Source organism: Methylobacterium soli (assembly GCF_008806385.1).
In the GTDB taxonomy this organism is placed as follows: domain Bacteria; phylum Pseudomonadota; class Alphaproteobacteria; order Rhizobiales; family Beijerinckiaceae; genus Methylobacterium; species Methylobacterium soli.
Genome location: NZ_VZZK01000029.1, coordinates 1 through 24,312, shown reverse-complemented (window position 1 = coordinate 24,312; position 24,312 = coordinate 1). Strand labels below are relative to the sequence as shown.

34 protein-coding genes are annotated in these 24,312 nt (G+C 64.0%); 24 read left to right on the top strand and 10 right to left on the bottom strand.

Going from position 1 to position 24,312, the window contains the following annotated elements:
* Positions 1-174: 174 nt before the first annotated feature.
* From solA to F6X53_RS22790, 9 genes are all read left to right on the top strand, one after another.
* Positions 175-1,344 (top strand): N-methyl-L-tryptophan oxidase, encoded by a 1,170-nt coding sequence (solA, locus tag F6X53_RS22830; protein WP_151002658.1) that lies wholly within the window; start codon positions 175-177, stop codon positions 1,342-1,344.
* A 185-nt stretch (positions 1,345-1,529) separates the two neighbouring features.
* Complete coding sequence (locus F6X53_RS22825; RefSeq protein ID WP_151002657.1) at positions 1,530-2,360, top strand: transporter substrate-binding domain-containing protein; 831 nt, start codon at positions 1,530-1,532, stop codon at positions 2,358-2,360.
* Positions 2,361-2,462: 102 nt separating this feature from the next.
* On the top strand, positions 2,463-3,209 hold the full coding sequence (locus F6X53_RS22820) for an amino acid ABC transporter permease (RefSeq protein WP_151002656.1): 747 nt from the start codon (positions 2,463-2,465) through the stop codon (positions 3,207-3,209).
* On the top strand, positions 3,206-4,051 hold the full coding sequence (locus F6X53_RS22815; protein ID WP_151002655.1) for an amino acid ABC transporter permease: 846 nt from the start codon (positions 3,206-3,208) through the stop codon (positions 4,049-4,051). Before F6X53_RS22820 ends, F6X53_RS22815 begins: the two co-directional genes overlap by 4 nt.
* Positions 4,052-4,069: 18 nt before the next feature.
* Complete coding sequence (locus F6X53_RS22810; RefSeq protein ID WP_151002654.1) at positions 4,070-4,834, top strand: amino acid ABC transporter ATP-binding protein; 765 nt, start codon at positions 4,070-4,072, stop codon at positions 4,832-4,834.
* A gap of 150 nt (positions 4,835-4,984) precedes the next feature.
* On the top strand, positions 4,985-5,176 hold the full coding sequence (locus F6X53_RS22805) for a hypothetical protein (RefSeq protein ID WP_151002653.1): 192 nt from the start codon (positions 4,985-4,987) through the stop codon (positions 5,174-5,176).
* A 137-nt stretch (positions 5,177-5,313) separates the two neighbouring features.
* Positions 5,314-5,586 (top strand): hypothetical protein, encoded by a 273-nt coding sequence (locus tag F6X53_RS22800; RefSeq protein WP_151002652.1) that lies wholly within the window; start codon positions 5,314-5,316, stop codon positions 5,584-5,586.
* 59 nt (positions 5,587-5,645) lie between these two features.
* A complete protein-coding gene (locus F6X53_RS22795) occupies positions 5,646-5,846 on the top strand; it encodes a hypothetical protein (RefSeq protein WP_151002651.1) in 201 nt (66 codons plus the stop codon).
* Positions 5,847-5,972: 126 nt separating this feature from the next.
* Positions 5,973-6,308 (top strand): hypothetical protein, encoded by a 336-nt coding sequence (locus F6X53_RS22790; RefSeq protein WP_151002650.1) that lies wholly within the window; start codon positions 5,973-5,975, stop codon positions 6,306-6,308.
* Positions 6,309-6,755: 447 nt separating this feature from the next.
* On the opposite strand, the gene F6X53_RS22785 is transcribed toward F6X53_RS22790, so the two are convergent.
* Together F6X53_RS22785 and F6X53_RS22780 are read right to left on the bottom strand one after the other, a co-directional pair.
* The gene (locus F6X53_RS22785) at positions 6,756-7,919 is read right to left on the bottom strand and encodes a site-specific integrase (protein WP_151002649.1); all 1,164 of its coding nucleotides are present in this window, start codon (positions 7,917-7,919) and stop codon (positions 6,756-6,758) included.
* Between the two features lie 193 nt (positions 7,920-8,112).
* On the bottom strand, positions 8,113-8,412 hold the full coding sequence (locus tag F6X53_RS22780) for a hypothetical protein (RefSeq protein ID WP_244965610.1): 300 nt from the start codon (positions 8,410-8,412) through the stop codon (positions 8,113-8,115).
* A gap of 168 nt (positions 8,413-8,580) precedes the next feature.
* On the opposite strand from F6X53_RS22780, the gene F6X53_RS22775 reads away from it, so the two are divergent.
* On the top strand, positions 8,581-8,820 hold the full coding sequence (locus F6X53_RS22775) for a hypothetical protein (RefSeq protein WP_151002648.1): 240 nt from the start codon (positions 8,581-8,583) through the stop codon (positions 8,818-8,820).
* Between the two features lie 708 nt (positions 8,821-9,528).
* On the top strand, positions 9,529-9,780 hold the full coding sequence (locus F6X53_RS22770; RefSeq protein ID WP_151002647.1) for a hypothetical protein: 252 nt from the start codon (positions 9,529-9,531) through the stop codon (positions 9,778-9,780).
* Positions 9,781-9,810: 30 nt separating this feature from the next.
* On the opposite strand, the gene F6X53_RS22765 is transcribed toward F6X53_RS22770, so the two are convergent.
* Genes F6X53_RS22765 through F6X53_RS22745 form a run of 5 tightly spaced genes read right to left on the bottom strand, consistent with a single transcriptional unit; the run spans position 9,811 to position 11,438 of the window.
* Complete coding sequence (locus F6X53_RS22765) at positions 9,811-10,218, bottom strand: helix-turn-helix domain-containing protein (RefSeq protein ID WP_151002646.1); 408 nt, start codon at positions 10,216-10,218, stop codon at positions 9,811-9,813.
* Positions 10,215-10,559 (bottom strand): hypothetical protein, encoded by a 345-nt coding sequence (locus tag F6X53_RS22760; protein ID WP_151002645.1) that lies wholly within the window; start codon positions 10,557-10,559, stop codon positions 10,215-10,217. Before F6X53_RS22760 ends, F6X53_RS22765 begins: the two co-directional genes overlap by 4 nt.
* Entirely contained in the window at positions 10,559-10,780 is a 222-nt protein-coding gene (locus F6X53_RS22755) for a hypothetical protein (RefSeq protein WP_151002644.1), read from the bottom strand. Before F6X53_RS22755 ends, F6X53_RS22760 begins: the two co-directional genes overlap by 1 nt.
* Positions 10,777-10,968, bottom strand: coding sequence for a hypothetical protein (locus F6X53_RS22750; RefSeq protein ID WP_151002643.1), 192 nt, complete (start codon positions 10,966-10,968; stop codon positions 10,777-10,779). Before F6X53_RS22750 ends, F6X53_RS22755 begins: the two co-directional genes overlap by 4 nt.
* A complete protein-coding gene (locus F6X53_RS22745) occupies positions 10,968-11,438 on the bottom strand; it encodes a hypothetical protein (protein ID WP_238297507.1) in 471 nt (156 codons plus the stop codon). The genes F6X53_RS22750 and F6X53_RS22745 overlap by 1 nt, the downstream gene beginning before the upstream one ends.
* Positions 11,439-11,664: 226 nt before the next feature.
* Here F6X53_RS22745 and F6X53_RS22740 point away from each other — a divergent pair, with 226 nt between their 5' ends.
* Positions 11,665-11,931, top strand: coding sequence for a hypothetical protein (locus tag F6X53_RS22740; RefSeq protein WP_151002642.1), 267 nt, complete (start codon positions 11,665-11,667; stop codon positions 11,929-11,931).
* On the opposite strand, the gene F6X53_RS22735 is transcribed toward F6X53_RS22740, so the two are convergent.
* On the bottom strand, positions 11,889-12,632 hold the full coding sequence (locus F6X53_RS22735) for an XRE family transcriptional regulator (RefSeq protein WP_191970948.1): 744 nt from the start codon (positions 12,630-12,632) through the stop codon (positions 11,889-11,891). The two genes, F6X53_RS22740 and F6X53_RS22735, sit on opposite strands and share 43 nt — an antisense overlap.
* An 83-nt stretch (positions 12,633-12,715) precedes the next feature.
* Here F6X53_RS22735 and F6X53_RS22730 point away from each other — a divergent pair, with 83 nt between their 5' ends.
* The 10 genes from F6X53_RS22730 (at position 12,716) to F6X53_RS22685 (ending at position 18,101) form a co-directional block, all read left to right on the top strand.
* On the top strand, positions 12,716-12,931 hold the full coding sequence (locus F6X53_RS22730) for a transcriptional regulator (protein ID WP_151002640.1): 216 nt from the start codon (positions 12,716-12,718) through the stop codon (positions 12,929-12,931).
* 195 nt (positions 12,932-13,126) lie between these two features.
* Positions 13,127-13,585 carry a hypothetical protein gene (locus tag F6X53_RS22725; RefSeq protein ID WP_238297510.1) on the top strand — a complete coding sequence of 153 codons (459 nt, stop codon included), beginning with the start codon at positions 13,127-13,129 and terminating at the stop codon, positions 13,583-13,585.
* A 3-nt stretch (positions 13,586-13,588) separates the two neighbouring features.
* The gene (locus tag F6X53_RS22720; protein WP_191970947.1) at positions 13,589-14,140 is read left to right on the top strand and encodes a RuvC family protein; all 552 of its coding nucleotides are present in this window, start codon (positions 13,589-13,591) and stop codon (positions 14,138-14,140) included.
* A gap of 111 nt (positions 14,141-14,251) precedes the next feature.
* Complete coding sequence (locus F6X53_RS22715; protein WP_151002638.1) at positions 14,252-14,833, top strand: ATP-binding protein; 582 nt, start codon at positions 14,252-14,254, stop codon at positions 14,831-14,833.
* Positions 14,796-15,695, top strand: a complete 900-nt coding sequence (locus F6X53_RS22710; RefSeq protein ID WP_151002637.1) for a glycoside hydrolase family 108 protein — start codon at positions 14,796-14,798, stop codon at positions 15,693-15,695. The genes F6X53_RS22715 and F6X53_RS22710 overlap by 38 nt, the downstream gene beginning before the upstream one ends.
* Positions 15,692-16,015 (top strand): hypothetical protein, encoded by a 324-nt coding sequence (locus tag F6X53_RS22705; protein WP_151002636.1) that lies wholly within the window; start codon positions 15,692-15,694, stop codon positions 16,013-16,015. The genes F6X53_RS22710 and F6X53_RS22705 overlap by 4 nt, the downstream gene beginning before the upstream one ends.
* Positions 16,012-16,221 carry a hypothetical protein gene (locus F6X53_RS22700; protein ID WP_151002635.1) on the top strand — a complete coding sequence of 70 codons (210 nt, stop codon included), beginning with the start codon at positions 16,012-16,014 and terminating at the stop codon, positions 16,219-16,221. The genes F6X53_RS22705 and F6X53_RS22700 overlap by 4 nt, the downstream gene beginning before the upstream one ends.
* Positions 16,222-16,227: 6 nt before the next feature.
* The gene (locus F6X53_RS22695) at positions 16,228-17,088 is read left to right on the top strand and encodes a hypothetical protein (RefSeq protein ID WP_151002634.1); all 861 of its coding nucleotides are present in this window, start codon (positions 16,228-16,230) and stop codon (positions 17,086-17,088) included.
* Positions 17,085-17,615, top strand: coding sequence for a hypothetical protein (locus F6X53_RS22690; RefSeq protein ID WP_151002633.1), 531 nt, complete (start codon positions 17,085-17,087; stop codon positions 17,613-17,615). Before F6X53_RS22695 ends, F6X53_RS22690 begins: the two co-directional genes overlap by 4 nt.
* A gap of 12 nt (positions 17,616-17,627) precedes the next feature.
* Positions 17,628-18,101, top strand: coding sequence for a hypothetical protein (locus tag F6X53_RS22685; RefSeq protein ID WP_151002632.1), 474 nt, complete (start codon positions 17,628-17,630; stop codon positions 18,099-18,101).
* Positions 18,102-18,492: 391 nt separating this feature from the next.
* Here the strand turns inward: F6X53_RS22685 and F6X53_RS22680 are convergent, their stop codons facing one another.
* Positions 18,493-19,656: a hypothetical protein gene (locus F6X53_RS22680; protein ID WP_151002631.1), complete on the bottom strand. Its 1,164-nt coding sequence runs from the start codon at positions 19,654-19,656 to the stop codon at positions 18,493-18,495.
* A 189-nt stretch (positions 19,657-19,845) separates the two neighbouring features.
* Between F6X53_RS22680 and F6X53_RS22675 the strand changes: the two genes are divergently transcribed.
* Entirely contained in the window at positions 19,846-21,210 is a 1,365-nt protein-coding gene (locus F6X53_RS22675; RefSeq protein ID WP_191970946.1) for a class I SAM-dependent methyltransferase, read from the top strand.
* Between the two features lie 1,058 nt (positions 21,211-22,268).
* Here F6X53_RS22675 and F6X53_RS22665 read toward each other — a convergent pair.
* The gene (locus F6X53_RS22665) at positions 22,269-23,288 is read right to left on the bottom strand and encodes a glycosyltransferase family protein (protein WP_151002628.1); all 1,020 of its coding nucleotides are present in this window, start codon (positions 23,286-23,288) and stop codon (positions 22,269-22,271) included.
* A 704-nt stretch (positions 23,289-23,992) separates the two neighbouring features.
* Between F6X53_RS22665 and F6X53_RS22660 the strand changes: the two genes are divergently transcribed.
* The gene (locus F6X53_RS22660) at positions 23,993-24,208 is read left to right on the top strand and encodes a hypothetical protein (RefSeq protein ID WP_151002627.1); all 216 of its coding nucleotides are present in this window, start codon (positions 23,993-23,995) and stop codon (positions 24,206-24,208) included.
* The last annotated feature ends 104 nt before the right edge of the window (positions 24,209-24,312 follow it).

Sequence of the window (24,312 nt, the reverse complement as noted above, 5' to 3'; positions counted from 1 at the left end):
GCTGGGCGGTGCCGGGCTGGTACGGGATTTGCCGAACGCCCGCGGGTTGCGGGCGAGGCAGATGCGGCCGGGCAGCCCGGTGGGTTCGGCCTGGATTTGCTCCGGGCTACGTGACTCGACGCACAGCGAAAAAAGACCTTCGCGGCAGAATCTGGACAGGAACGGGAAGCGGGTATGCGTGAGCGGGTCGATGTCGCGGTGGTTGGCCTCGGCGCCATGGGCAGCGCCGTCCTGTACCAGCTCGCCCGGAGCGGGGCGGAGGTCGTCGGTCTCGATCGCTTCGCGCCGCCCCACGCGCTGGGCTCGAGCCACGGCGAGACCCGGATCACCCGCCAGGCCGTCGGCGAAGGCGGCGATTACGTGCCCTTCGTCCTCGCCTCTCACCGCATCTGGCGCGAGCTCGAGGCGGCAACCGGCGAGACCCTGCTCACCTCCTGCGGCGTGCTGGTCCTGTCCCCGGGCCAGGGCGAGACCCTGCACCATGGCAAGCCGGATTTCGTGGCGCGTTCGGTCGCGGTGGCGGAGGCGTCCGGTATCCCGCACGCGGTGCTCGACGGGCGCGCGGTCGCCCGGCAATTCCCGCAATTCCTGAACCTCGCCGGCGACGAGAAGGCCTATTTCGAGCCCGGCGGCGGCTACGTCGCGCCGGAGCGCTGCATTGCCGCGCAGCTGGCGCAGGCGGTGGCGCACGGGGCCGAGATCCGCACGGGCACGGATGTCCGCGCGATCGCGCAGGACGGCGCGGGCGTGCGCATCGAGACCCCGGACGGCACGCTCCGAGCCGACCGGGTGGTCGTGGCGGCAGGCGCCTGGGCAGCGCCCCTCCTCGGCGATCCCTTCGGACGGCTGCTCGCGGTCAACCGGCAGGTCCTGCACTGGTACGCCCTCGACGACACGACGCCCTTCGGGCCCGACGCGCCGGTCTTCATCTGGATGCACGGGCCGCGGGAGGTCGATTATTTCTACGGCTTCCCGCCGATGCCCGGCGAGCGCCGGATCAAGGTCGCGACCGAGCAATACGCCGCCTCCACCACGGCCGACGCGGTCGACCGGATGGTGAGCGCGGCCGAATCGGCCGAGATGTATCGCCAGCACGTGCAGGGGCGGCTGGCCGGCGCGACGCCGGAGGTCGCGCAGGCGGCGGCCTGCCTCTACACCGTGACGCCGGACCGCGGCTTCATCATCGACCGGCACCCGGAGCAGGACCGCATCCTCGTCGTCTCCGCCTGTTCGGGCCACGGCTTCAAGCATTCCGCCGGCATCGGCGAGGCGGTGGCCGGGTTGCTCGCGCGGGGGCGAAGCCCCGTCGACCTCGCGCCCTTCGCGCTCGGCCGCTTCCGCTAGGGCGCCCCGCCGCAGGGGAGGCCGGTCGGGCGCGGCCGCTGGCCTCTGCCTTGCTTGTATACAATCGGTCGGCACCGCACCGGTGAAGCGCAGTCAGCCGTTGCACTCGGCGCGGCAAGCGTCGATCCTCGCAATCGACGTTGCGAGGTTCCAGCCCCCGAATTCATCCAGAAAGGCGTGATCCCATGCGTAAGACGACCTGTGCCCTGATCCACGCGGCCGCAATCCTGTCAGGGCTCGGCTTCGGCCTCGGGACGGCCGGTGCCGCCGACGGCGTCGACGCGATCAAGCAGCGCGGAACGCTCGTCGTCGGCGTCAAGGCGGATTACAAGCCCTTCGGCTTCCGTGACCCGAGCGGCACCATCATCGGCATCGAGCCGGATCTCGCGGCCGACGTCGCCAAGCGTCTCGGCGTCAAGCTCGAACTCGTGCCCGTGGTCTCCTCGAACCGGATCGAGTTCCTGCAGCAGGGCAAGGTCGACCTCCTGATCGCGACGGTCTCGGACAAGCCCGAGCGCCGCCGGGTCGTCCAGGCGATCGACCCGCAATATTACTCGGACTTCGTCAACGTGCTGCTGCCCAAGAAGTCGGGCATCAAGGATTGGGCCGAGCTGAAGGGCAAGCCCGTCTGCGCCACCTCGGGCGCCTGGTACAACAAGGACATCGCCCGCACCTACGGGGCGGAGATCGTCGCCTTCGACGGGTCGGAGAAGCCGCTCTTCGCGCTCAAGCAGGGCAATTGCGTCGGCTATCTCTACGACCAGACCTTCATCCAGGGCCGCCTGCTCGACGAGGAGTGGAAGGCCGAATACGCCATGCCGCTGAAGGGCGTGCTCGAGGCCCCGTGGATCATGGCGGTGGCGCCCGGCAATTCTACCCTGCAGGCGCTCCTCGAGACCACGACCAAGGACTGGATGAAGACCGGGTTCGTCGTCGCGGAGGAGAAGAAGTGGGGCATCGAGCCGACGGATTACTCGAAGGCGATGCACGAGAAGTACAAGAACGCCACCAATTGAGGCCGAGCGCCCGCGCGGGGGCCCGGCGCCGCGCCGGGCTGCCCGGGCCGGAATCGTCAACCTGAGCCGGGGGCCTGCCCCCCGGCCGCCGAGAGTTGCTTGATGGATGTCATCCCGGACTGGTTCCAGCGTCTCTACGAGAGCACCGGCCTCAACTTCACGGTGTTCTACGATTCCTACGATTTCCAGCGCTATCTCAACGGTTTGAAGACGACGCTCTTCCTCGGCATCAGCACGATCCTCGTCAGCCTGGTCATCGGCGCGGTCGGGGCGCTCCTGCAGAGCGGCCCCTCGCGGACCCTGCGCGGCCTCGTCAACGGCTATGTCGTGCTCTTCCGCAACACGCCGCCGCTGGTGCAGATCTTCTTCTTCTATTTCGGCCTCGGCACCCTGCTGCCGGCGGCCGAGAGCGCCTCGGGCCTGCGCGAGCCGATCCTCAACAACGTCCAGTGGGCGATCATCTCGCTGTCGCTGTTCGCCGGCGCCTTCAACGTCGAGATCTTCCGCTCCGGCATCGAGGCCGTTCCGAAGACCACCGTCGAGGCCGCCGAGTCCCTCGGCTATACCCGCCTCAAGGCCTACCTGTTCATCATCCTGCCGCTTGCCCTGCGCATCTGCCTGCCGGCCCTGAACAACAACCTCATCAATCTCCTGAAGACCACGACCCTCGCCTACGCGATCGCGGTCCCGGAGACCCTCTACGCGGTCAAGCAGATCTGGTCGGAATCGCAGAACGTCTTCGAGATGATGTGCGTGCTGCTCGCCACCTACGGGATCCTCGTCGGCGTGCTCGTCTGGATCATGCATCGCTGGGAGCGGGCCCTGCGCATCCCCGGATACGGACGATGAGCGACCGGTCCGACGGACGCGACGTGCTCCCGGTCCTTCACCCGTTCCGCGTCGTCCCGACGCGCTTCGCCCCGCGCCTGCGCGGACGGCACGGGTTGCTCCTCGGCCTCGGCGCGGTGCTGGCCGCCGGCTCGGCCTGGGCGCAGGCCGGCGCGCCCCAGCTCTCGCCGCTGGCGGTCATCGTCAAATGGGCGCCGCTCCTCCTCACGGGCTTCGCCTTCAACATCGCGATCTCGCTTCTGGCGATGCTGATCGGCACGGTCGCGGGCGTCGGGCTCGGCCTCGCGATCCTGTCCGAGCAGCCGGTGCTGCGCCGGGCCGCCTGGGCGGTGACGCAGTTCTTCCGCAACGCGCCCTGGCTGGTGCTGCTGTTCTTCGTGATGTTCCTGGTGCCGTTCCAGGTGACGGTGCTGGGCCTGCGCATCCCGTTGCCGGATTGGGTCAAGGCGACCTTCGGGTTCTCCCTGCCGGTGATGGCCAACGTCGCCGAGGTCGTGCGCGGGGCGGTCCGCTCCGTGCCCGCCACGCAGTGGGAGGCGGCCGAATCCCTGGCCTTCACCCGCCGCCAGATCCTGTGGCGGATCATCCTGCCCCAATGCGTCAAGCGGATGCTGCCGCCCTGGATGAACATCTACGCCCTCGTGGCGATGGCGACCGTGCAGGCCTCGATCGTCGGCGTCTCGGAGATGCTGACCCTGACCGCCCAGGTCCACGCCGCCGAGGGCGGGCGGCCCGAATTGTTCGCGCCGCTCTACGGCTTCGCCCTGCTCTGCTTCTTCCTCTACTGCTACCCGATCGACCGCTGGACCGCCCGCATGGAGCGGCGCTTCCAGATCCGCTGAGAGCATGATTTCGTGACCATGGCCGGCACCGCGCCCCCCGCTTGGACTCCCGCCAAGCCGATCGTCCAACTCGTCGACGTTCACAAATCCTTCGGCACCGTCGAGGTCCTGAAGGGGATCAGCCTCGACGTGCGGAAGGGCGAGGTGATCTGCATCATCGGCCCGTCCGGTTCGGGAAAGTCGACCCTGATCCGCTGCATCAACGCCCTGGTGCCCGTCACCTCGGGCACGATCCGGGTCGAGGGGATCGAGGTGGCCGATCCCAAGCTCGACAAGCTCGCCTTGCGCCGCAAGGTCGGCATGGTGTTCCAGCAGTACAACCTGTTCCCGCACAAGACCGCGCTGCAGAACGTCATGATGGCGCCGATCCACGTCCTCGGCCAGGATCGGCGCGAGGTCGAGGAACGGGCGCGCGCGCTGATGCGCAAGGTGCGGCTCGCCGGCAAGGAGGACAGCTATCCGGGCGAGCTCTCCGGCGGCCAGCAGCAGCGCGTCGCCATCGCCCGCTCCCTGGCGATGCGCCCCGACGTGATGCTGTTCGACGAGGTCACGGCCGCCCTCGATCCCGAGACCGTCAAGGAGGTGCTGGTGACGATCCGGGAACTCGCGGAGGACGGCATGACCTGCCTCCTCGTCACCCACGAGATGAACTTCGCCCGCGACGTCGCCGACCACATCTACTTCACCGACCGGGGCGTGATCGTCGAGCACGGCCCTCCGAGCACGTTCTTCACCGCCGCGCAGGACGAGCGCACCCGCCGCTTCCTGTCGCAGGTCCTGTGAGCCGCGCGGTTCCCGGCGCGCATGGTCTCGGGCTCCAATCCCGCATCCCCCGAAAGGGGCGGGTGCCCTACACCGTCTGAGCCCTGAAGGATCCACTGACGCGCTGGTAATCTTCGACATCCCCGTCGGGGGAGCCGGAGACGGATTGGAATGACGAACGCCCTCGCGGATTCTGCCGCCCCCGATGCGGCGCCGCTGACGCCGAGGCGGCAGGGCGCCGAGCGGCGCCCTGCGCGAGCCGATCCGCGCCTTCCGAAGCTTCGCCCCTGCGAGATCGCGGCGGCGGCCGGACTCGAGGCGGTTCGGCGGGCGCTCGACGACCTGCTGCAGCCCGCTCCCTGATCGCCCAATCGGGCTCTCGGCGCGGATCGGGATCGGGCGGCGCGGGACCGGGCTCGGTACCCGGCCGTACGGTCAAGCTTTCGTCATGCTTGGAGGTCATAAGGGCGCCGTCACACAAAACGGACAGGAGCCTGCGCTTGCAGCCAGACCGAGCCGATTTGCGCGTCAGCGCCCCCATCACCGCCAAGATCCTGCTCGGGAGCGAGATCATCGGCTGTCACATGCGCGACGATGACGATGCGGGCGCGTGCCTCGAACTGATGAGCGCTGCCGGAATTCCCGAGCATTTCGTTCTGTCCGTCGGCGTCGCCTGCGACGATCGACTGGCCCGCGTGACCTGCCGGAAGCAGGGCCAGGACGGCGCCCGCCTCTGGGTGCAGTTCCTGGGGCCGGCGCAAGTCACCGCGTAGCGGCGGGCCTTCGGGGATCGCGGGCTCCGCGTGCCGCGTTGGCATGCGAGGAGAGCCGCATGCCCGACGACAAGACCGACACGCAGGCCCAGCGGATGCCCGCGGGCAAGCCCGAGAGCGAGGGGCTTGCCAACAGCCCGCAGGACACGACGACCGGCAAGGTCCGTGCCCAGGACGGGCCGATGGAGCGGGCCGGCACCGAAGCCGAGGCGGCCGCCCGCGGCGAGTCCGGCCCCGAGGACGGGGCCGGCAAGCCGTAGCCCGCGCGGGGCGCGATAACCCATCGCGCCAGCGGTTCCGGCAATCCAGCTTTGCCATCCACGCCCTATCTCGCATGCCCATTTCCGCGCCATAGCGCCCACGCATTGAGCGGGCAAAGGACCGGGATGACATCGGTGTATCGGGTGGTCACGCGTAAGCGTGGCGTTGTGGGCAATTTCTGCAAGTGGGCGTTCGTCGGCTTCAACGGCCTGACCGTGTGGTGGCTCTGGGCCTATGTCGAGGCCGCCATCACCGGCGCCGGTGCCGGCATGGCCGCGGCGGCCGGAACCGGCATGCCCCTGGGCTCCGCCTCCGGCGCCGCGCTCGCGGCCGTCCTGTGGCTGATCGGCGGGGCGGGCCTGGGCGGTCTCACCTTCCTCACGCGCCCCCGCATGATCGTCTTCATCGAGGATCGAGGCGACGGGGTGACGGGTCCGCTCCAGCCCCGTGCGGCGCGGTGATGCCGGGCGCCGCATGAGGCCCAGGCCGGGCGCCCGTGAGGTCGGGCGTCCGATGGCGGCCTCCCGCGCCGTCCCGCCGCCCGGCAGTGATCGGCGACCGGCGTAAACGATCCGGCAATCACTCCGAGACAGGTTGGCGCGGTCGCGCCGTCGCCCTCCTCAGGCTGGCTCGATGGGCAGGCTGGGCGCCGTCGACCGCCGCCCGGCCTGCCGCCGACTGCCCGCGATGGCGCCCGGCAGAACCGGCCGCCGTTCCGGCCAGGACGGTTGCGCCACGATCGCGCGATTCAGCAAGGGGATCGACGAGCGATCCACCCCACACCCTGCATGGGGGATCCGCTCAGTCTCGGGAAAGATTGGTCGGAGTGGCAGGATTTGAACCTGCGACCCCCACGTCCCGAACGCGTTTCCCGCACGAACGTGCGCGGATTTCCTCAGCGGCGCGCATCATCTCGCGGCCCTCCGTTCGCGTTCGGTTCCGTTGAAAGCGTCCCGGTGGGACGTTTTCCGCGTCCCGATGGCTTGGACTGCTCCGCCGAAGTGGTCGGGGTGGTGGTGGCCGTAGATTCCCTCCAGCACCTCCAGGGTCATGCCGAGGTAGCCGGCGGCCTCCCACGCTGGGCAGCCGTTCTGCAGGAGGACCGTCGCCGCCGTGTGTCGAAGGGAATGCGGGATCACGTCTGGGCCGAGGCCGGCGTCGGTACGAGCCGCGCGAAACGCCTTATTGATCCGGCCCACCTTCTGTCCCTGCCACTCCACGACCCACTTGCTGGAAATGCCGAGACGCTCCCACCGACGCAGATGAGCGAGTAGACGCGGGTGCATCCGGATCGGCGGCTGCCGCTTCTTCGTCTCGCGCGAGCCCGGCGCACGGCGGTAGAACATGCCCTGGTCGAGATCGACGAACCCGCTGCCGACGGTCGGCCGAATTGCCGCGCCACAGATCGCACCAGCCCGGGTGCCCGTGTAGAGCGCGACCAGGATGAACCGGGCGACGTGGCGCCGCGAGCGCCGGCCAGTCGGATATCCTTTCTGGACTTCCTTGTAGCGCCAGGCGGCCCAGATCAGCCGGGCGACCTCGGATCGGGTCAGCCAGCGCTCGCGTGATGCGCCCTTCTCCGGCAGCACGACGGCGACCGGTACCTCAAGGAATCCCTCGTGGTGGTAGTGGTTGATCGCCGCTCGGAAATCCTCGAGCTCGCGCCGCGCCGCGCCCGAATTGCCTCGGGCAGTCGCGTAGGCTCGACACGAAGCGCCGGTCACCGTGCTCAGCTTCTTGTCGCCGAAGTGCTCAAGCACGCGGCCGAGGCGCGCGGCGATCTCGCGGGGTCGCTTCAGGCGGGCCGTCACGTCGTCCACGTAGACAGAGATCACGTCCGCCACGTCTACCTGAGACGGGTGACGGTCGCGTTCGCGAGCGGGTGCGTGCTGTTCGGTGATGTAGGCGGCGAGCCGCTTCTGAGCTTCGCGAGCCTCATCCGCGCGGCATCCAGTGCGGACTTTCCGCTTGCCGTCGCGGATGATCCAACTGGCGTGGCGGGTGATCTTGCCGGTCGCGTCGACCTCGGCTCGCTCAAGTTTGAGGTGAGGACCTTCGGAGCGGCGCGGCATAGGGCTCTCATCTCGGCTATCGCTGCAAGCGTGGTGTAGTCTTTGCCCGCAATCCGCTCGATGGCTAGGCGTCCGCGGGCGGCTTCACGTCGGAGGCCGGAAGCGGTCATCCCGCCACCCGGGAAGGCGAGCACCGCCGCCGTTGCGAGGCGCAGCGGGGTGTCGTCGGAGATGTCCTCACGCGATACGGCACTCACTGCTGCTCCTCCCCTCCAAACGTCCGCTCCAACGCATCCCCCGCCGCAGCCATCACGCCCCGAGCATGGGCTCGGGCCTCCTCGCGGGTCAGGCGCAGCACCACGATCATCGGCTCGCCCTCGGTGGCGATGGTCGTCGTGAGATCGACCATGCCGTCGGGGCTGCGGGTTGTGGTGAGGGTCCAGGCGCCAGGTGGTGCGTCGTCCTGCGCGGGTTTGTTCCCGATTCGGACCGGGCAGACCGTCATGTTCTCGGCATGTCCGCCAGTGAGTTGACCTTCGGGGACAGCGTTCACGTCCTGATCCTCCCCTCAGCCCGACCCGCTGCGCTGCGCAAATCGTCCGCCATCTCGCGCGCCTCGGCACGGGTCATCCTGGGGAGGCATATGTCCGCTTCCGCGGGCTTCAGGTGAGGAAAAGGCGCGACTATCTTTCTCGCTCTGATGATCGATTCGGAGCTCGCGATGACGCCATCACAAGCTGAAACGATCGCCGCAACCGACAACGCCACAGTCGCTATTTTGAATGTCCTGATCACCTTCTTGGAGAAGCAAGGGGTGATGAAGCGCGAAGAATTCGGTGGCTTTCTTCGAGCCGCGATTGAGGGCTGGCGTGCGGAAGGCGCGGACGACAAGTTGATACGGCTGATAGAAATCAAGGCACAGACCATGGCGCTTGGGCCACCGCGCTCACTGAACAACTGAGCGCCGCCCGCGAAGCTGTCGATGATCAGCGGACGATTCACGCGGCTCTCCTGCGGTGTTCGATCATGCTGGCGGGGATGAGCATCCACCCCCGCTCTAGCTTCGGCGCTATCTCCGTCCCATCCGGGTGCCGCACGCGCTCGCACGCGCCGCAGCGCTCGGCGGCGTCAGTGACCTGATTACCCATTGCCGTGTTACGGCCGTGTCTAGCTACTCGTTCTGATTGCACACGGCGCCGCAATGGCAGGAACCAAGCGTCTCTCGGAAGTCTTTCATTATGTAGACCCGAGGAATTTTCGTGATGAGGCGCCCGCAAATGTCTTTCGTTTTCTTTGGGCTTCTCGTCGCACCAGCGCTCGCCCAAAGCCCGACTGGTCCTCAACGAGGCCCGGAGCGGTCCCCAAACATGGCCCCGCACCACGAGACCATTCCGGACCGCGTGCGGACCCGAGACATGAGCGGATCGGGATTTATGAATGTTCGCAGCGGTCTCGCGGATCACCCGCAAGAGCCGAAAGTCCGCTTGCGACCGCGCGACGATACCCGGAAACGGTAGGCTGAAGCCTGCGTCGAGGGCGCCGACCCGGGTGCCGCGGAAGGCGATGCGGCCGGCGTTGAGGAGGGCCCAGGTCATGCGGCCCCCATTCGACCGGCCGAACCGATCAATCGTGCGGGAGTTGGACTGGACCCAGCTCGAGGATTCCCGCCATGCCCGCCATTGAAATGATGTCGAACGAAGATCTGGCCTCGTCCGCCTACGACGTCTCGCGCGCGCACCTGACCATGTCGGCCGATGGCAAGCCCAAGCCGGATCAACCCAGCTCGCAGGCGGACGAGTCCGACATTGCCGCGCCGAGACTGACCCCGCAGGGTCGCACCGATCCGGACGAGGCCGGCGAGGATTCGACTGACCCGGATGGTGGCGCGAAGACGGGACAGCCTGACAAGGCCGAGGGATAGCGTCTTCAGGCGGTTGCTGACGGTCGAGCATCATGCCACCCGTCCTTCTTTCTGATCTGCAGGGGTGGTCGTCGGCGAAGCAGGGCGGCCGAGAGCGGCTAGGGTGCGGGCCCTGGCCAGGTTGCGCCGAACCTCATGGTCGAGCCCCAGATTGCGGAGCCGGCGGCGGGCGGCGTCGGTCTTGAGCCCAGCAGCAGCGCAGATCGCGCGCAGCGGCGCGCCGGCCTCGGCCAGGCGCTCCATCTCGGCGTCGCGCTGCTGCAGGGCCTCGCGCTGCGGTGCCCAGAGCCCCTTACGGTAGCGGCAGACCGTGGCCTCGATCGAGCTGCGCGTGCGGCCGAGGCGAGCGGCGATGTCGGCCCAGGTCACGCCCTCGGAGCGTAGGCGAATGGCCAGTTCGATGTCTCGGCGCTCGAACGCGGTGCGGGTGCGCTTCATGCCTGCGCCTCCCGCACTACCTGCCGCGCACGCTCCACGGTGCGCACGCTCACGCCCAGGCGCTTGGCTGCGGCCGTAACGCCGACTTGGTCGGCCACATGGACGATGTGCGCGTAGTCGACGATGCATTTCGGCCCGCGGCGCGCTGTGCGCGGCACGTGCGTGGTCCACTTGTGCACGGTGGTGATGTCGACGTCGTGATCTGCGGCGATGTCGCCGGCCGGCTCGCCGGCTCGCAGTCGCCGGCAGAAGTCGCGCACCATGACGTCCGTCACCTTGCGGTTCCAGGCGAGCGCGCGGGTCGGGCCGGTCGGCGTGGCGGTCCTGTCGATGGCCGGCATTAGCGCTCCCCCGCCAGCGCGAGCGCAGCCTTAGCGATGGCCCGCACCTCGCTGAGCGACTGCGCGGCGGCTGCACGCTCCAAGGCGCTCAGCAACGCCTCCGGATCCGGCGGCGTGTGGATCGGGATGACCCGGCGCGCGGCGCGGGATTCCTGGATCAGGTCGCGCGGCGGCTGAGCGAAGTCGGGTATCGTCGAGAAGGCGTTGTCGGGGCGGGTCATACCGCCACCCCGCACGCCCAAACCGTCACCGGCCCGCCGGCCACGATGGCGGCGCCGAGCAGCATCAGCGCCAGTGCGGTGAGGTCCGGATCGCCGGCCTCGGTGCGGGGCATGCGCAGCCAGGGCCAGGCGATGACGAGGGCGGCGAGCACGATGACGGCCGCCAGGAGGGCGATGATGAGGGACATCAGGCCCTCGCACTCTGCAGTCCGCGCTCGGAGGCGAGCAGGCTGATGTCCGGCGTGGCCGCGGGCGAGAGATCGACGACAATCGCTGCGCGCTCGTCCGCAGTGCTGGCAAGGCGGTGAACGTGCACCTCCGTGGCGTCCGCGCGGATCATCGAGGCGATCCAGCCTGCGGCGCTCTCGGCGATCAGGTCGTAGGAAGCGCGGACGAGCGTGGCGAGCCCGGCTTCGTCCCGGCGCACCGCGATCACGACGGCGTCGGTCAGCTCAGCGGGCTGCACGGCCTCGATGGCGTGGACGCCCACCACGTAGCGCTTGCCCGACACGCCGCGCCAGGCGGACAAAGCGAGCGCGGGCGCGCCGGAGAGCCCGGTGGCCGTGCGCAGGCGCTCCTCGCGGACGTTGGCGCGTTTGGAGCGGTCATCTTTCAGGTCTTGCAGGAAGCGGAAGTTGTCGAAGGTGCGGCGGCGCATCGGGCGGCTCCATCGCGGGGTGGCGATGGGCATATCATAAGCAGCACTTACGAAATAGCGCAAGCGGAAATCGTAAGTGGCGCTTAGACCGGCCTGCCGGCCCTTTTCTTGTGCCCTTGTGGATTGCTGTGGACTGCAAAATTGCCACTCGACTCGGGGTCACGGGCGCGCGAGCACTGTCTGAAAGAGAACGAAAGGTGAACGTGCGATGCCTGACGTCGGAGGTATGGACGAGCTGATCGGTCTGGGTATCGCGTGCGAGAACTGCGGCCGCCTGCGGAGACTAAACAAGCGCCAGATCGCGAGCCTGATCGGCGCTCGCGGCATTCACACGGTGGAGCAGCTGGGGCGCAAGCTGAAGTGCAAGGTGTGCGCGGAGCAGGGGAAGGTCAGCAAGAATATCAGCATCGTACCGTATTACCGGTGCGATGAAGCTGCCTCTGTTGCTCCCTATGTGAAGCCTAAAGCTTCTTCCCAGGGCGTCACGCGGTAGACGTGCCTGACGTCTTCCCGTTTGAACTCAATTTCTTTCGGAGGGTTGAACTGCTCGACGACATACTTGCTCGGCGAACGCGACTTCAGGCGCTTCATGAATGCCTTGCCAGGCTCGCCAGGCTCCGTCGGATGTAGCTCGATGACGACGTCGTCACCGATCACCGGGTTGCGGTGCGGGTTCACGTAGAACAGCGCCCCGTCCTTCCAGGCGGGGTACATGCTGTCGTTCGTCACGCGCAGAGCGAAGAGGTCGCGCACCATTGCCAAGCCGGGCGGCCGAATTGCCCGGTCACTTTCTTTGCCGTTCATGTGGAAGTCGGCGTCATCGCCGCCGACAGCGGTCCCTAGAATAGGGACATCCCGGCTGAAGCCTTGGATCGTAGCAAAGGGCGGCGCCTCTCGATCTTCACGGACATTGCTCGACGCCGCCTCTGATTGCTCTCCATGCCTTACCGATGCACCCGCAGCCTCGTCAAATGAGGTTGCATCGTGAAGGTGCTGGCTGAAGGGCGCCTCGTTGAGGTTGATGCGCAGCGCCTTCGCGACGCGTAGCAGGTTGTGAGTCGTCGGGACCGTCTCGCCTGCTTCCCATTGCGAAATGGCCGCACCGCTGATTTTCAGGTCGCGCCCAAGCTGAGCCTTGCTCAGCTTCAGCTTCTCGCGCGCGTCTCGCAGCGCGTCTCCCAGCAGCGTGCTCATACCTAAGCCGATAAGCATTGCTTACCGTATGGCAAGCTAAGTGTCGCTTGCGTTTGCGCGTAAGCCATGCTTATGATGCTTCCATGAGTGAAGCAGCGCTTAAACTTGCGGTCGAGAAGGCAGGCGGCCCGGCGGCGCTGGGTCGCGTACTGGGCATCTCCGGCGCCGCCATCAGCCAGTGGCAGATCTGTCCTCCGCTCCGGGTTCTCGCCGTCGAGAACGCCAGCGGTGTCAGCCGTCATGATTTGCGCCCCGATCTCTACCCGGCCGAGGCCCGCCGCGAGGAATTCGCGGCATGAGCCAGGCTGTGGTGTTTTCGCTTCTCCCGCAAATGCGTGCGCCCGCCTGCCAGGGCGGGGCTCGCTTCGTTCCCTCTCGCGCTCGCTCTCGCTGCCAGGCTCTGCGTCGCGCTGTTCTGCGTACCCTGCTCGCCTTCCGCCTCCGTCTTCGCTGCCCCGGTGTCGATGAGCAATCGACCACAGCGGAGTTCCAAGGTGCTGGAGAACTTACCCTCAAGCTTGGAAAAACCTTCCAAGGGCAGAGCGCCGTCCATGCTTAGCCTTGCCTCATCAATGCTTCGCGAGATCGCAGAGCCTCGTCCGGTCGGCGACACGATCAAACTCGCCATCGCCCGCGCTGCCCGCGCCGTCTCGTCCCATTTGCCGGAGCCCATGTCTTATGCGCGTGCCGAAAATCTATGGCGTGGAGAGGCGCGGCGGATTGATGCCGCGGAAATGGACGCGATCCGCGCCGCGCACGCTGCCCGAGCCAAGTCGCTTCGGCAAGAAATACAGCAGGCTCAAGCGCTTGTTGATCAACTTGAAGCGCTGGCTGCCTCGGTCACTGCTGGAAGACCTCGCCGCAGTGATCTCGAGTTCAGGAAGGCGGCAGATGAAGCGCGGAAGATGGCGCACACGCTTCGCCAGATTGCTCTCGAAAACAGCGAGGCGTGATTGATGACTGAGACCTGCATTCTGGCCATCGATCCGGGCCTCACGGGAGCCGTGGCCTTCTACTTCCCGTCCGAGCCCGGCCGCGTTGTGGTCGAGGACATGCCAGTCGTGGACGGTGAGGTCGAGCCGGCCAGCCTGATCCGTCGCATTCGGCAGATGAGCCCGACTGTCGCCATCGTGGAGCGCGTGGGCCCCATGCCGCGGGACGGTGCTGTGCAAGCCTTCCGGTTCGGCTCGGCCTATGCCGCCGCCAAGGTGGCTGTGGCCGCTTGCGAGGTGCCCTATCACCTCGTGACGCCCGCTTCCTGGAAGAAGACCTACCGGCTCGCTGGCGGCCCCGAGGGTAAGGAGCAATCGCGCGCTCTGGCGCTGCAGATGTTCCCCGCGAGCTCCGCACTCTTCACCCGCAAGAAGGACCACGGACGCGCGGAAGCCGCGCTCCTGGCCCGGTACTGCGCGGACAAGCTCATCACCCCTTCCACGACCGCGGCGCGGTCGGGATGCGCCGGCGACGGGGAGGCTGCCGCGTCGGCCTCCCCTGAGCTGGCCGCCTAGCAACACCGAGGGGCACCCGGAGCACCGCCGACGGGCGGTCAGGTCGCCATCCCTGTCTTGTTCCGGGTGCCCCCGGGCCTTCCCAAGACATGGCGACCGCACAGGAGAACGATGATGGCGATATCCTGGGATTCACTCACGCAGAAGAAGAGGCCGAAGCCTCCAGCGATCCTGCTCTACGGGCCTGAGAAGGCCGGCAAGACGACGCTGGCGTCCGAGTTCCCCAACGCGGTCTATCTGCAGACCGAAGAGGGCGACGGCGTGCTCGACATCGCGAGCATGGGCAAGATCGAGAGCTTCGGCGAACTCATGGACGCGATCGGCATGCTCTACGAGCGCGAGCACGCCTACGAGACCGTGGTGCTCGACAGCGTCACCGCCTGCCAGGCCCTGGTCTGGGCCGAGACCGGTGACCGCGGCGACGACAAGGGCAACAAGAAGAAGCGCATCGAGGATTTCGGCTACGGCAAGGGCTACGTCTACGCCCTCGCGGTCTGGCAGGAAGTGCTCGATGGGCTGAACGCCCTGCGGCGTGATCGCGGCATGACGATCATCCTGATCGCGCATTCGAAGATCGAGCGCTTCGACGATCCGGAGACCGTCGGCTATCCGAGCCGGCCGGTCGCCGCGCATCTCCTGACATTGCGAGAACCCGATGACCGCAGGCAACTTCACTGCGTGGCTGAAGCTTGAGCTGATCTTCGAGGGCGGCCGGGTCGATGATCCGCGGGACCCCGGCGGCCGCACCGCGTTCGGCGTCACTCAGCGCGTCTACGACGGCTTCCGTCGAAACCGGGGGCAGCCCGCGCGCGACGTGTTCCGCATTACCTCGGCGGAGGTGGCCGAGATTTACCGCGAGAACTACTGGAAGAAGGTCTGCGGCGACCAGCTGCCCGACGGCGTGGACATCGTGGTCGGCGATGGCGCCATCAATTCCGGCCCTTCGCAGTCGATCAAGTGGCTGCAGCGCGCGCTCGGCACCGTCCGCGTCGATGGCGTCATGGGTGACGCGACGATCGCTGCTGCCCGCGCCCACCCGGATCATGACGCGCTGATCGCGGCCATCTGCGATCGCCGTATGGCCTTCCTGAAGGCGCTCAAGACCTTCCGCACCTACGGCAAGGGCTGGACGAGCCGTGTCTTCCAACTGCGCGATGCCGGGCAGGGCTTGGCGACTGGCGCTGGCATGACTGACGTGCGCGCGACCTACGTCGCGGACATGAGCCAGCCCGCGCGCCTGGAATGCGCGAAGAAGCCGCCGCCGAAGGCCGACGCCATCTGGGGGGCAGGCGCCGCGGGAGGGGCGCTCTCGCAGATCGTGGATGCGCTCACGCCAACGGCCGAGCGCGTCCAACTGATTGGCACGGTCCTAGCCGTCATCACCGCCGTGGGCGCCTTCCTGACGGTTGCCGGCCTCGTCTACCGGACCTGGGCAGCGCAGCGCACGGCTGAGTTGAACGATGCCCTGGATTTGCGCCCGGTGCCCATGGGCTCGCCAGACCGCCTGCCGAGCCCGGCCAACGACGATGCCCCTGCGGCTGAGGGGGCGGCATGATCTGGGATCTTCTGACCGCGTGGTCCTTCGTCCGCGACTACTGGCCATGGGTTTTGGGCGGATCCCTGGCCTTCATTGCCGTTGTCTCGCTCGCCTACTTCCTCCGCTCCTGGAAGCTGCTGCTTGAAGCACTCGCCGGCCTCGCAGTCGGCGTGTCGGCCTTCAGCATCTACCGGAAGGGATCGCGGGCGGAGCTCGCCCGCCGCCGCGCCGACGAGGCGCGAGCCATCGAGCGGACGCGCGCCGCGCAGGCCGAGGTGGATCGCATGAGCGACCCCGAGGTCAACCGTCAACTCGATCGCTGGATACCCAAGCCATGAAGCGGATCTTGATCATCGGCGGGCTCGCGCTCGTCCTCGGCGCCTGCAATCCGGAGCAGGTCGATACCTGGTGCCGCACGCACACGCTGGACGACGTCGCCTTCAGCCGGAAGACGGTCGACGGCATGACGGCTGCCGACAAGCGGAAGTACCTCAAGATCCTCGAAGAGGGCGCCGCGCTGTGCGGTTGGCGCCCGAACCGCTGAGCGTCCATGCGCCTCCTTCCCGCGCCGAGCCGCCTCTGGGCCGCCTTCACGAACACGAGCGCCGTCTGCGTCCTCGCGGCCGGCTTCGCACTCGCTCTGAGCTACGGCACCGCCGGCACGGGTGCAGTGATCGCGGTCGACGGGCCCCCGCAGAACAAGGCGTTCGAGTACCGCGGTCCCGATAAGGTGCGGACACTGCGCGTCCCGCTCGGCGGCAAGGTCGAGTACGATCTGCCCTGGCGCATCGTCGAGGGCGGCTGCGACCGCTGGATTGTTCGCACCTGGACCCGCTACGGCGAGGGCATGGACGCCTTCACGCTGACCCAGCGGATCAAGCGGCCGCCGTATCCGATCGGCAAGCCCGGCTTCGACCATATCGCGGCCGACATGCCGCCGGGCGTCACGCCCGGTCTTTGGCACTACCGGGCCGTCGGCGAGACCAAGTGTGCAACCCGGACGCCCGCGCCGTTCCTCTTTGCCGCCTTCGACGTCGAGGTGTTCGACCCGGACGGGCCCGTCGTCGCGCCGCTGAGTGACCCCATCCTGGCTCAGAGCGTCGTGCCGCGCGGCGGCCCGCTCGCCTACCGGCTCTCCTACGAGCGGCTGGAGGCGGCGCCGAGCGAGGTGCTCAACACCTTCACGGCCCTGACGCCCCAGCCCATCGGGATCCCGGACATCGTGTTCGAGCGTCGGCCGACGACCGGGCGGGGGGTCGGCAAGCACGAGAGCATCGACATCTCGATGACGCTCCCGTCCGGCGTTCGCGCCGGTCGCTGGCGCATGAGCCAGGTCATCATCACGGCCCGGCCGGGTGGCCGCAGCCGCGTCGATCCCCAGTTCAGCATCGAGTTCGAGGTGGTCGAGTGACGTCCTGGCTCACCCAGATCGCGGACCTGTTCGGCGCCAGCCAATACGTTCCGCACAGCATCTGCCTGTCCTCGGACCCGATCATCATCGCGATGTATCTGCTGTTCAACGGATCGATCGCGCTCTCCTACTTCACGATCGCCGGCATCCTGTACCTGATCTACCGGAACCGGGCGCACGTGCTCCGCGCCGTGATCATCATCCTGCGCGATCCGATCTTCCTGAAGCTGTTCGCGATCTTCATCGTGGCCTGCGGGGCTACCCACGTCACCGAGGTGCTGACCCTCTATTTCGGGGTATACCGGCTGGATGTGTTCGCCCGGACCGTCACGGCCGGCGCCTCCGTCAGCACGGCGCTGCGCCTGATCCTGATCGTGACCAGTCGCACCGAGGCCGACGAGATCCTGGGCGAGGTCGGCGCCGGCGGCGTGGCGAACTACGAGTCGCGCCCGCTCCACCTGCCCAATCGGAAGATCGGCAAGGCTCGGGTGCGCGCCGACGCCCCGAGTGAGCCCCATGGCGTTTGAGAGAGCGGTGATGTGGATACCCTTGCGGACCTGTTCGCGACGCTCAAGGCGAACGCTGTCTCGGTCCTCGCCCTGCTCGGCACAATCGTGACAGGTATCCTGACCTACCGGTCCACGAACCGGAAGACGGATCTGGAGGGCCGCAAGATGGACCTTGATGAGCACGCCTCCTCCCGCAAGGTGCGCATCGAGGAGGGCGACTTCTACCTGAAGCGCGAGGCGGCGCTGAAGGAGCGGGAAGACCGGCTCGTCGCTCACCTGGAGAGCCAGATCGACAAGATCGGCGCGGCGCAGCGAGCGGCCGAGGAACAGGCATCGAAGGAGCGGGCCGAACTCCGCAACATCATCTCGGGGCAGTCGGAGCGGATCGGCGTCCTCACCCGCACAGTGGACCAGCTCAAGGCCCGCGTGTCGCAGCTGATCGAGTTCATCAAGGCCGAGGGCAAAGAGCCGCCACCGCCACGGCATGCCGAGGTCGAGGATTGATCACCTCCGGCCACCTCGCCATGGCGCTCCTCGCCGGCATACTCATCGGCCTCGCGGTCGCGGCGGTGGTGCGGGATCGGTGGGGGCGATCTGCAAATCGACCTGAAATGCCCAAAGCCTAGGCATTCTGACCACTGTGCCGATCGCCACGATCAGTCTCATGGCGCTTACTGCCGATGCCGCCCCAACGAAAGACGCGGGACCGTGCCACGCCGGCCTACGCCTGCAATCCTACCAAGCGGTACTTTCGGCCGATCATGCGCGAGACCACCGTGCTGCAGTTCCAGATCCATCCGCATTCAAGCCGTCCGGATTCTCGAGGCACCCGTCTGCAACGCGCGCTACCACTGTGAACGCCAGCTGGCTTCAAACAGCTGATCCCGCTTGAACGTCAACGCGGTGCCTCAGCAGTTCCCGGAGCCGGGTAGTAGGTTAATCCACGCTCAATCGGAGCCGAGTTATCCAATTTTTCAAGTTGAAACGGATGGAACATTGACAATATCTTCCGTTCGCCTTGAGGATTTGTGACAAAACGAGCATAGGCCTGAGGATTGCTTGGAATCTCAACAGTTTGAGGAGCGGCGATATTAAATGCATTGGGTGCGAGAGGGTTGATGGCGTAAGCAATTGTGAGGCGGTAGCACGGCCGCGCTTTCGAAATCGACGCTAAGCACGGCTGTCCAGCTTCTGTACCGCCACGGGAAACAAGAGCTGCGACCCTGTCTCCCTCTGCTTGAACATCCATTAGTTCGTTAATCGTATCAGCTGTCTTATCACTGCGGACAAAATCGGCAACGGTGACGGTCAGCTCAGGATCCTCCGAAGGGACGGGCCTGCTCCGCGCCCCAGTGACCCAAAGCTTCCCCGTTGCAGGATCCTTCGTGAGTTCAGCGCCCCTGGTGTTAATGCTCAGCCACGTACCATCGCGGTTCCTTTGCTTGACCGGCGACCAGAAAACGTACAATCGCCCCTTGAACGAAAGGAGCTTCGGAACAGAGGCCGATGCTGAATGTCCACTCGGGTTTGTGGGATCAAGCGGGAGGCCTCGAACAGGAATCGACAGTCTGCTGACATCTATGCCTTTGCTCACCGAAAGCGGTGCGATGCACGTACTCACCCCTTGGTGATGGGTACACTCGAATGCGACCAACAGTTCGCCTTCATGGGACACCACGTGCGGATCGTATCCCTTATTGATAAGGATTCCGTCTGGGCTCTTAACTGGAAGACGCAATGCCATTTTTTCGAGGATCAATCTTGGCCCTTTCCAATCCATTCGAAAAAATCCTATCGACCACCCAGTTCCCGCGCAGCCCCCGTCCTGCGCGTTCATCACTCTTCCCACGAAAGTGCTCTCAAGGCCTGGGATTTGAGAAAATGCGACGGCATTGCATATGGATGCCCAGCTTTGATCAGAAAAATCGGGCGATACAAGTATTTGTACAGATTTAAAATTTTCTCTGCGCATTTGAACTTCCGCCGCAGCAGCGCCGTTTCCAACAACTACTGAGACGGCAAGGCCGGCCAACAAAGCGCCTGTTCGTTTGAAAGCCATCGCAGCATCCCTGGTGGCCATGCCACCCCACGCACAGCGGGCGCCATGGGTCCGGCTTCGCCACCAATGCGGAATTAGACGAACAACCAATTATTGTCTAATCGTCGTGTAGGACGGCGGCTCCAGGCAAAACCTAGCAGGCGCCGCGTCTGCCTGAGCATGCAGCGACCTCGGAGGCTGGGACAGAAATTGACAGCAGCAGCACAGATTTCGGAAGACAAACTGGATGCGCTTAAGGCGGCCTATGCCAAGGTTGACGCGTATCAGCCAGTGTTTGGATTAGAGAGTACATTCACCGGCCGGCCTATCTCGCGTCAATGTGCCGACAGATGCGAGTTGCTCGACAGCTATCTCGGAACAACCGCTCCAAATCTCCGCATTCTCGATGTGGGATGCTCAATGGGCTATCTAAGCCTGTACTTCGCCAAAAAGGGAGCAAGGGTCACGGGGCTCGATTCTCATCAACCAAATCTCGATTTCTGCACGACCCTGGCCAACACACTCGGTACGAGCGCTTCGTTTGTCCGTGGAGAGTTTTCTATTGGTTTTTTGGAGTCGCTTAAGCCTGGCGCATTTGACGTGATGTTCTTGTTTTCAGTCTTACATCACGTAGTGGCCAAATTCGGCTTAGAGGCTACGCGCTTGATGATGGATCGTGTGCTCAGCATATCTGATGAAATATATGTCGAGTTGGCGCGCAATACGGAGGCCGTGTCATTTGAATGGAAAAATAAGCTTCCCGCTAACGAACTTGACATATTCTCTGGAATTGAAGACTTAGAAATCACGCGCTTAGGAGAATTTCCGGCACTTGGCGAAACTACTATCCGACCGCTCTACCGGGTCCGCAAGACTGCAAAACGGATCAATGGTATTCGACATTCTGAGATGAGTGTCATGCGCTCTGCCATTCGTGATGGAAGGACGCGCGACCGAAAATATTACGTATCGGACGCGGCGTTCACCAAGTGCTTCATCGTTGAGCCAGATAAGCTCGAAACCTACAATAGGTTTGCTTGCGAAGTTGCAGCATACAAGATGTTAGGACGCGACCGTTCCATCTTGCCTCTTTTAGGGTCGTCCATAGATGGAAACTTGGCTCTGATTACTCTGCCTACAGTTTCGGGGGGCAAGCTATCGGAGGTTCTGCCGTCTGGAGATTTTCCACTCCGAGCTACCGCTCTTTCAATACTTTCAATCCTGCAGCGTTTTTCTGATTCGAATCTCTACTGGAACGACTTCCGAGCACATAATCTGGCGTTCTATGGTGGTGAATTGGTCGCCATGGATTTCGAAACTGCGAGTCCAGTCGAGCGCGAGCACACGCTGAATTTGCTTCTCTGGATGCTCTGGGATCTTCAGACACGCCGATCGAACACGGTTGAGAACAATGTGTTCCAACACGGACTCATGACCATTCCCCGACCTCCGGTGGACGAGACAGCGTTTTCGGGTGAGATCAGGGATATCGCATCCGCCACCCTAAAAGCGGTCTCCTTGAAAGCGCTACTCCAGGATGTTGGTTCGCTGACGCTCAAGGCGTTGAACCAATAAAATTTGGCATGGGTGAGCCGCGGCATCGCTGGCCTGCTGGCAACGGGGGGGGCTGGGTGGCGTGGTTTGACCCGACGGAGCCGCGCCCGATTGCAACCGGATCGGGAGCGGTTCTGGCGGCGCGTGAGCACCTTCTTTTTTCCACCCGAGCTATGCGCTCGCTTTAGATTTTACAGTCTTTGCCACTGCGGCGTTATGCCGAAGATCGTTGATCTCGCAGATAGCGCCAAGCGTCTCAGCTGCTCCTGAGACAGTTGGAAGGAATGGGTAGAAGGCGAGCAAATGGTCAGGCAGGGCTGGATGGTTGGGGTAATCCAATATAGTTGGATAGACGGTGCTAGACGGCTGTCTCTGAACAGTTTCGGTCTTTATCCATGAGAGCTCAAGTACGGACGCGACTGCAAACCCCCCAACTGCATGGGGCATGACGCCGCTCGCCCCCCCCAACAAATGTGACTGGGGCGCAATTGTTTGCATGAACATGAAACAGCGTAAATCGTTCCGCGATAGGCTCGATCGCGTCCATAAAACTCATCCGAAATTTCGCGTCTGCAAGCCGATTAAGGTGATGTAACTCCAAGACAACTTGATCAAAACAGTTCAGGCGCTCAGGTGGAAGCTTCGACAATGCTTCGTACTCGGCTCCCTCAACGTCCATCTTCAGAATGCTGTCACTTCGGTTGAGCACGTCCGTTTTCGATAATATACTTAGCAAGGACAAGTAGGGTTTGTCACCTTGGTCCTCTCCAGCAACGCCGGCCTTGAAAAATCTGAAATTGCCATGAGGGCGTGCCGGGCTATCTACTGTCGGATCGAACAGGCTGATCTTGTGACCCTGACAGGCGAGCTGCCACTCGAAGTCTGAGTTATTTCCTACCCCTAGACTAAGAACGCGTTGAGCGGATCTGAAACGGTCCGCCATAACGTAGCCCCCATCTCCATTCGACCCGATCCGAGTCTTGGGTAAGTCTATGTCATAGGGCCGCAATAGACCGAGAGCACGGTGTACGTCTTGTACATGAGTATCCTGCTATGCTAACGCGCGACGGCAGCTATAATTAATTGCCAAGGAATCTTTGCCACTGCGCTCTCACCGTTTCAATACCAAACAAGCTGATGGCCATCCTTCGTCCTGCAGCTCCGATTGCAGCCGCGGCCTTTTGATCGGCGAGAACAAGAGCAAAGGCCGCATGCGCTTCCTCAACGGAGTTTACGGTGTAACCGCTTTTTCCGTTCTCGACTATACTCGGAACCTCATAAAAGGCAGCGGCGTCACGGAACCCACCGCCAAGGGTAGCGTTCACAAGTGCCTTAAATCCTGGAGCTACAACAGGAGTACCTGTCATCAAGGCTTCAATGAAGGATAGGGTATAACTGGCCGGGAGGGTGTGGTGGCTATAGTAAACCGCATGAGTTTTATATAACGAAACCATGTCTTCTGGCTTCGCTTTCCCGCGCCAAGCGCTGAGTCCTTCATTGCTGCCGCCGTACAAACGAAGGTCGAAGCCAGCAGTCGCTTGCAGCATGAAACTCAAAAGCACTTGGGATGGGCGCCGCAGAAGCGTGTTTCCGAAGCACAGGATAGCTCTAGTCTCCCCAGTCCATCCACCATATTCGTCTGGATCTTTATAAAACCTTATGATTGCATCGTGCCCTGCGTATCCCTGGATGTTCTGTTCTGCCGGCGAGTATCGAACAACCTCAAAATTGCGCTCGGTGATGCCACGCAATTCCGCCTCATGCGAAGGCAGGTACTGCCCAATCGTCCTGAGTATGCATCGCTTGCCTGTTAGAAGCTGCCTGTTTTCCTGCAACCATCTATAATCGTGGACGGATATCACTGTATCAAACAACGACATAAACGCCGCAGTAAGCTGCTGGCGTGATTGTGGCAGATCCTTATGAAAGCCGCGCAATGTATTAAGATAGGTGGTATCAATCTTTGATGTGTCTGCAAATGGTTCTTTCTGCGATAAAAGAGACGAGACTGTGTACACGTTATGACCAAGTGACTGCAAGAGGCGAACTTCGTCGCATTCCAAGACCGAATGCGCGGGAAGATAGAGGATGCTCGACATTTTCGGCCGTCAGGTTGCCTCAGGGAGTCAGGGTTCAAAACAACCCCGTAGGTTGGTATGTTCACAAGTGGGCCTCTCGTGTCGAGAGGGGATCGCTATTTCGCTGATCGCCCGAGAGTTGCGCTCTATCCGGCAGCCAGCCTTCATGTTGCTGCTGAGTGATGCGAGGCTGCGATGAAATGGGGCCCAGCCTGATAGGACTGGTTTCGGCCTTGACATCGCCGATTGGATGCCTGTTTTGGGGCAACTCAGTGACCGAGGATCAACTATGCCTACCTCTGCGTCTACGCTTTCAATAGAACTGCCAGAGAGGCTGAACGTCGCCCAAGCCCTAGCCCGGGATGCCACACTGCTCCTAATGATGGTGGGTCCGACGACGGGCGAGCACGTGAAAACAGGATTGATGATGTCGGCCGCCTCCGATGTCATCCTTGACTGAGTGAGGTTGCTCTTTATACTGCCATCATAGAAGCCTGCCGTCTGGATTGATCAGAAGTTCGCCTCGCCTTATGTGACTTCGATAGACGATACCCTTCGTCCACGCGACCGTGCGTTGACATAGACTAGCCTCAGATGCTGTTACGTTAGCGGCTCTGCGTGCCCGCCAGCCTTTTCCTGAGGATATCTCCCGACTCGTAGGGCGGCTCTTGCCTGCGATCTCTGCAGTTCGGCTCATTTATGGCCGAGAAATAGGAAATCCAGTTATGGGCTTCGATGAAATTTTCCCACCTCGCTCTCACGAAAGATCGTCGCGCAAACTTCTAATTACGCTTGCGATGGTCGAGGATGCAACCATCGAACTGACCAAGGCAGGCATGTCAGAGGATGCCGGGCGCACGCAGATCATGGTCGCAGCGGCCATTGAGGCCATGTTCTGGGATGAGCCAAACGTCGAGATCGAATGGCTTGAGGGGAAATAAAAACCTAGATCATGTTGTACACGTTAGCAGACCTCTAACAGGGTGTTGAAGAAGTCCGTGGCGTGGCCGAGCTGGGCGTGATTCACTCCTTCCCGGAAGCGCTT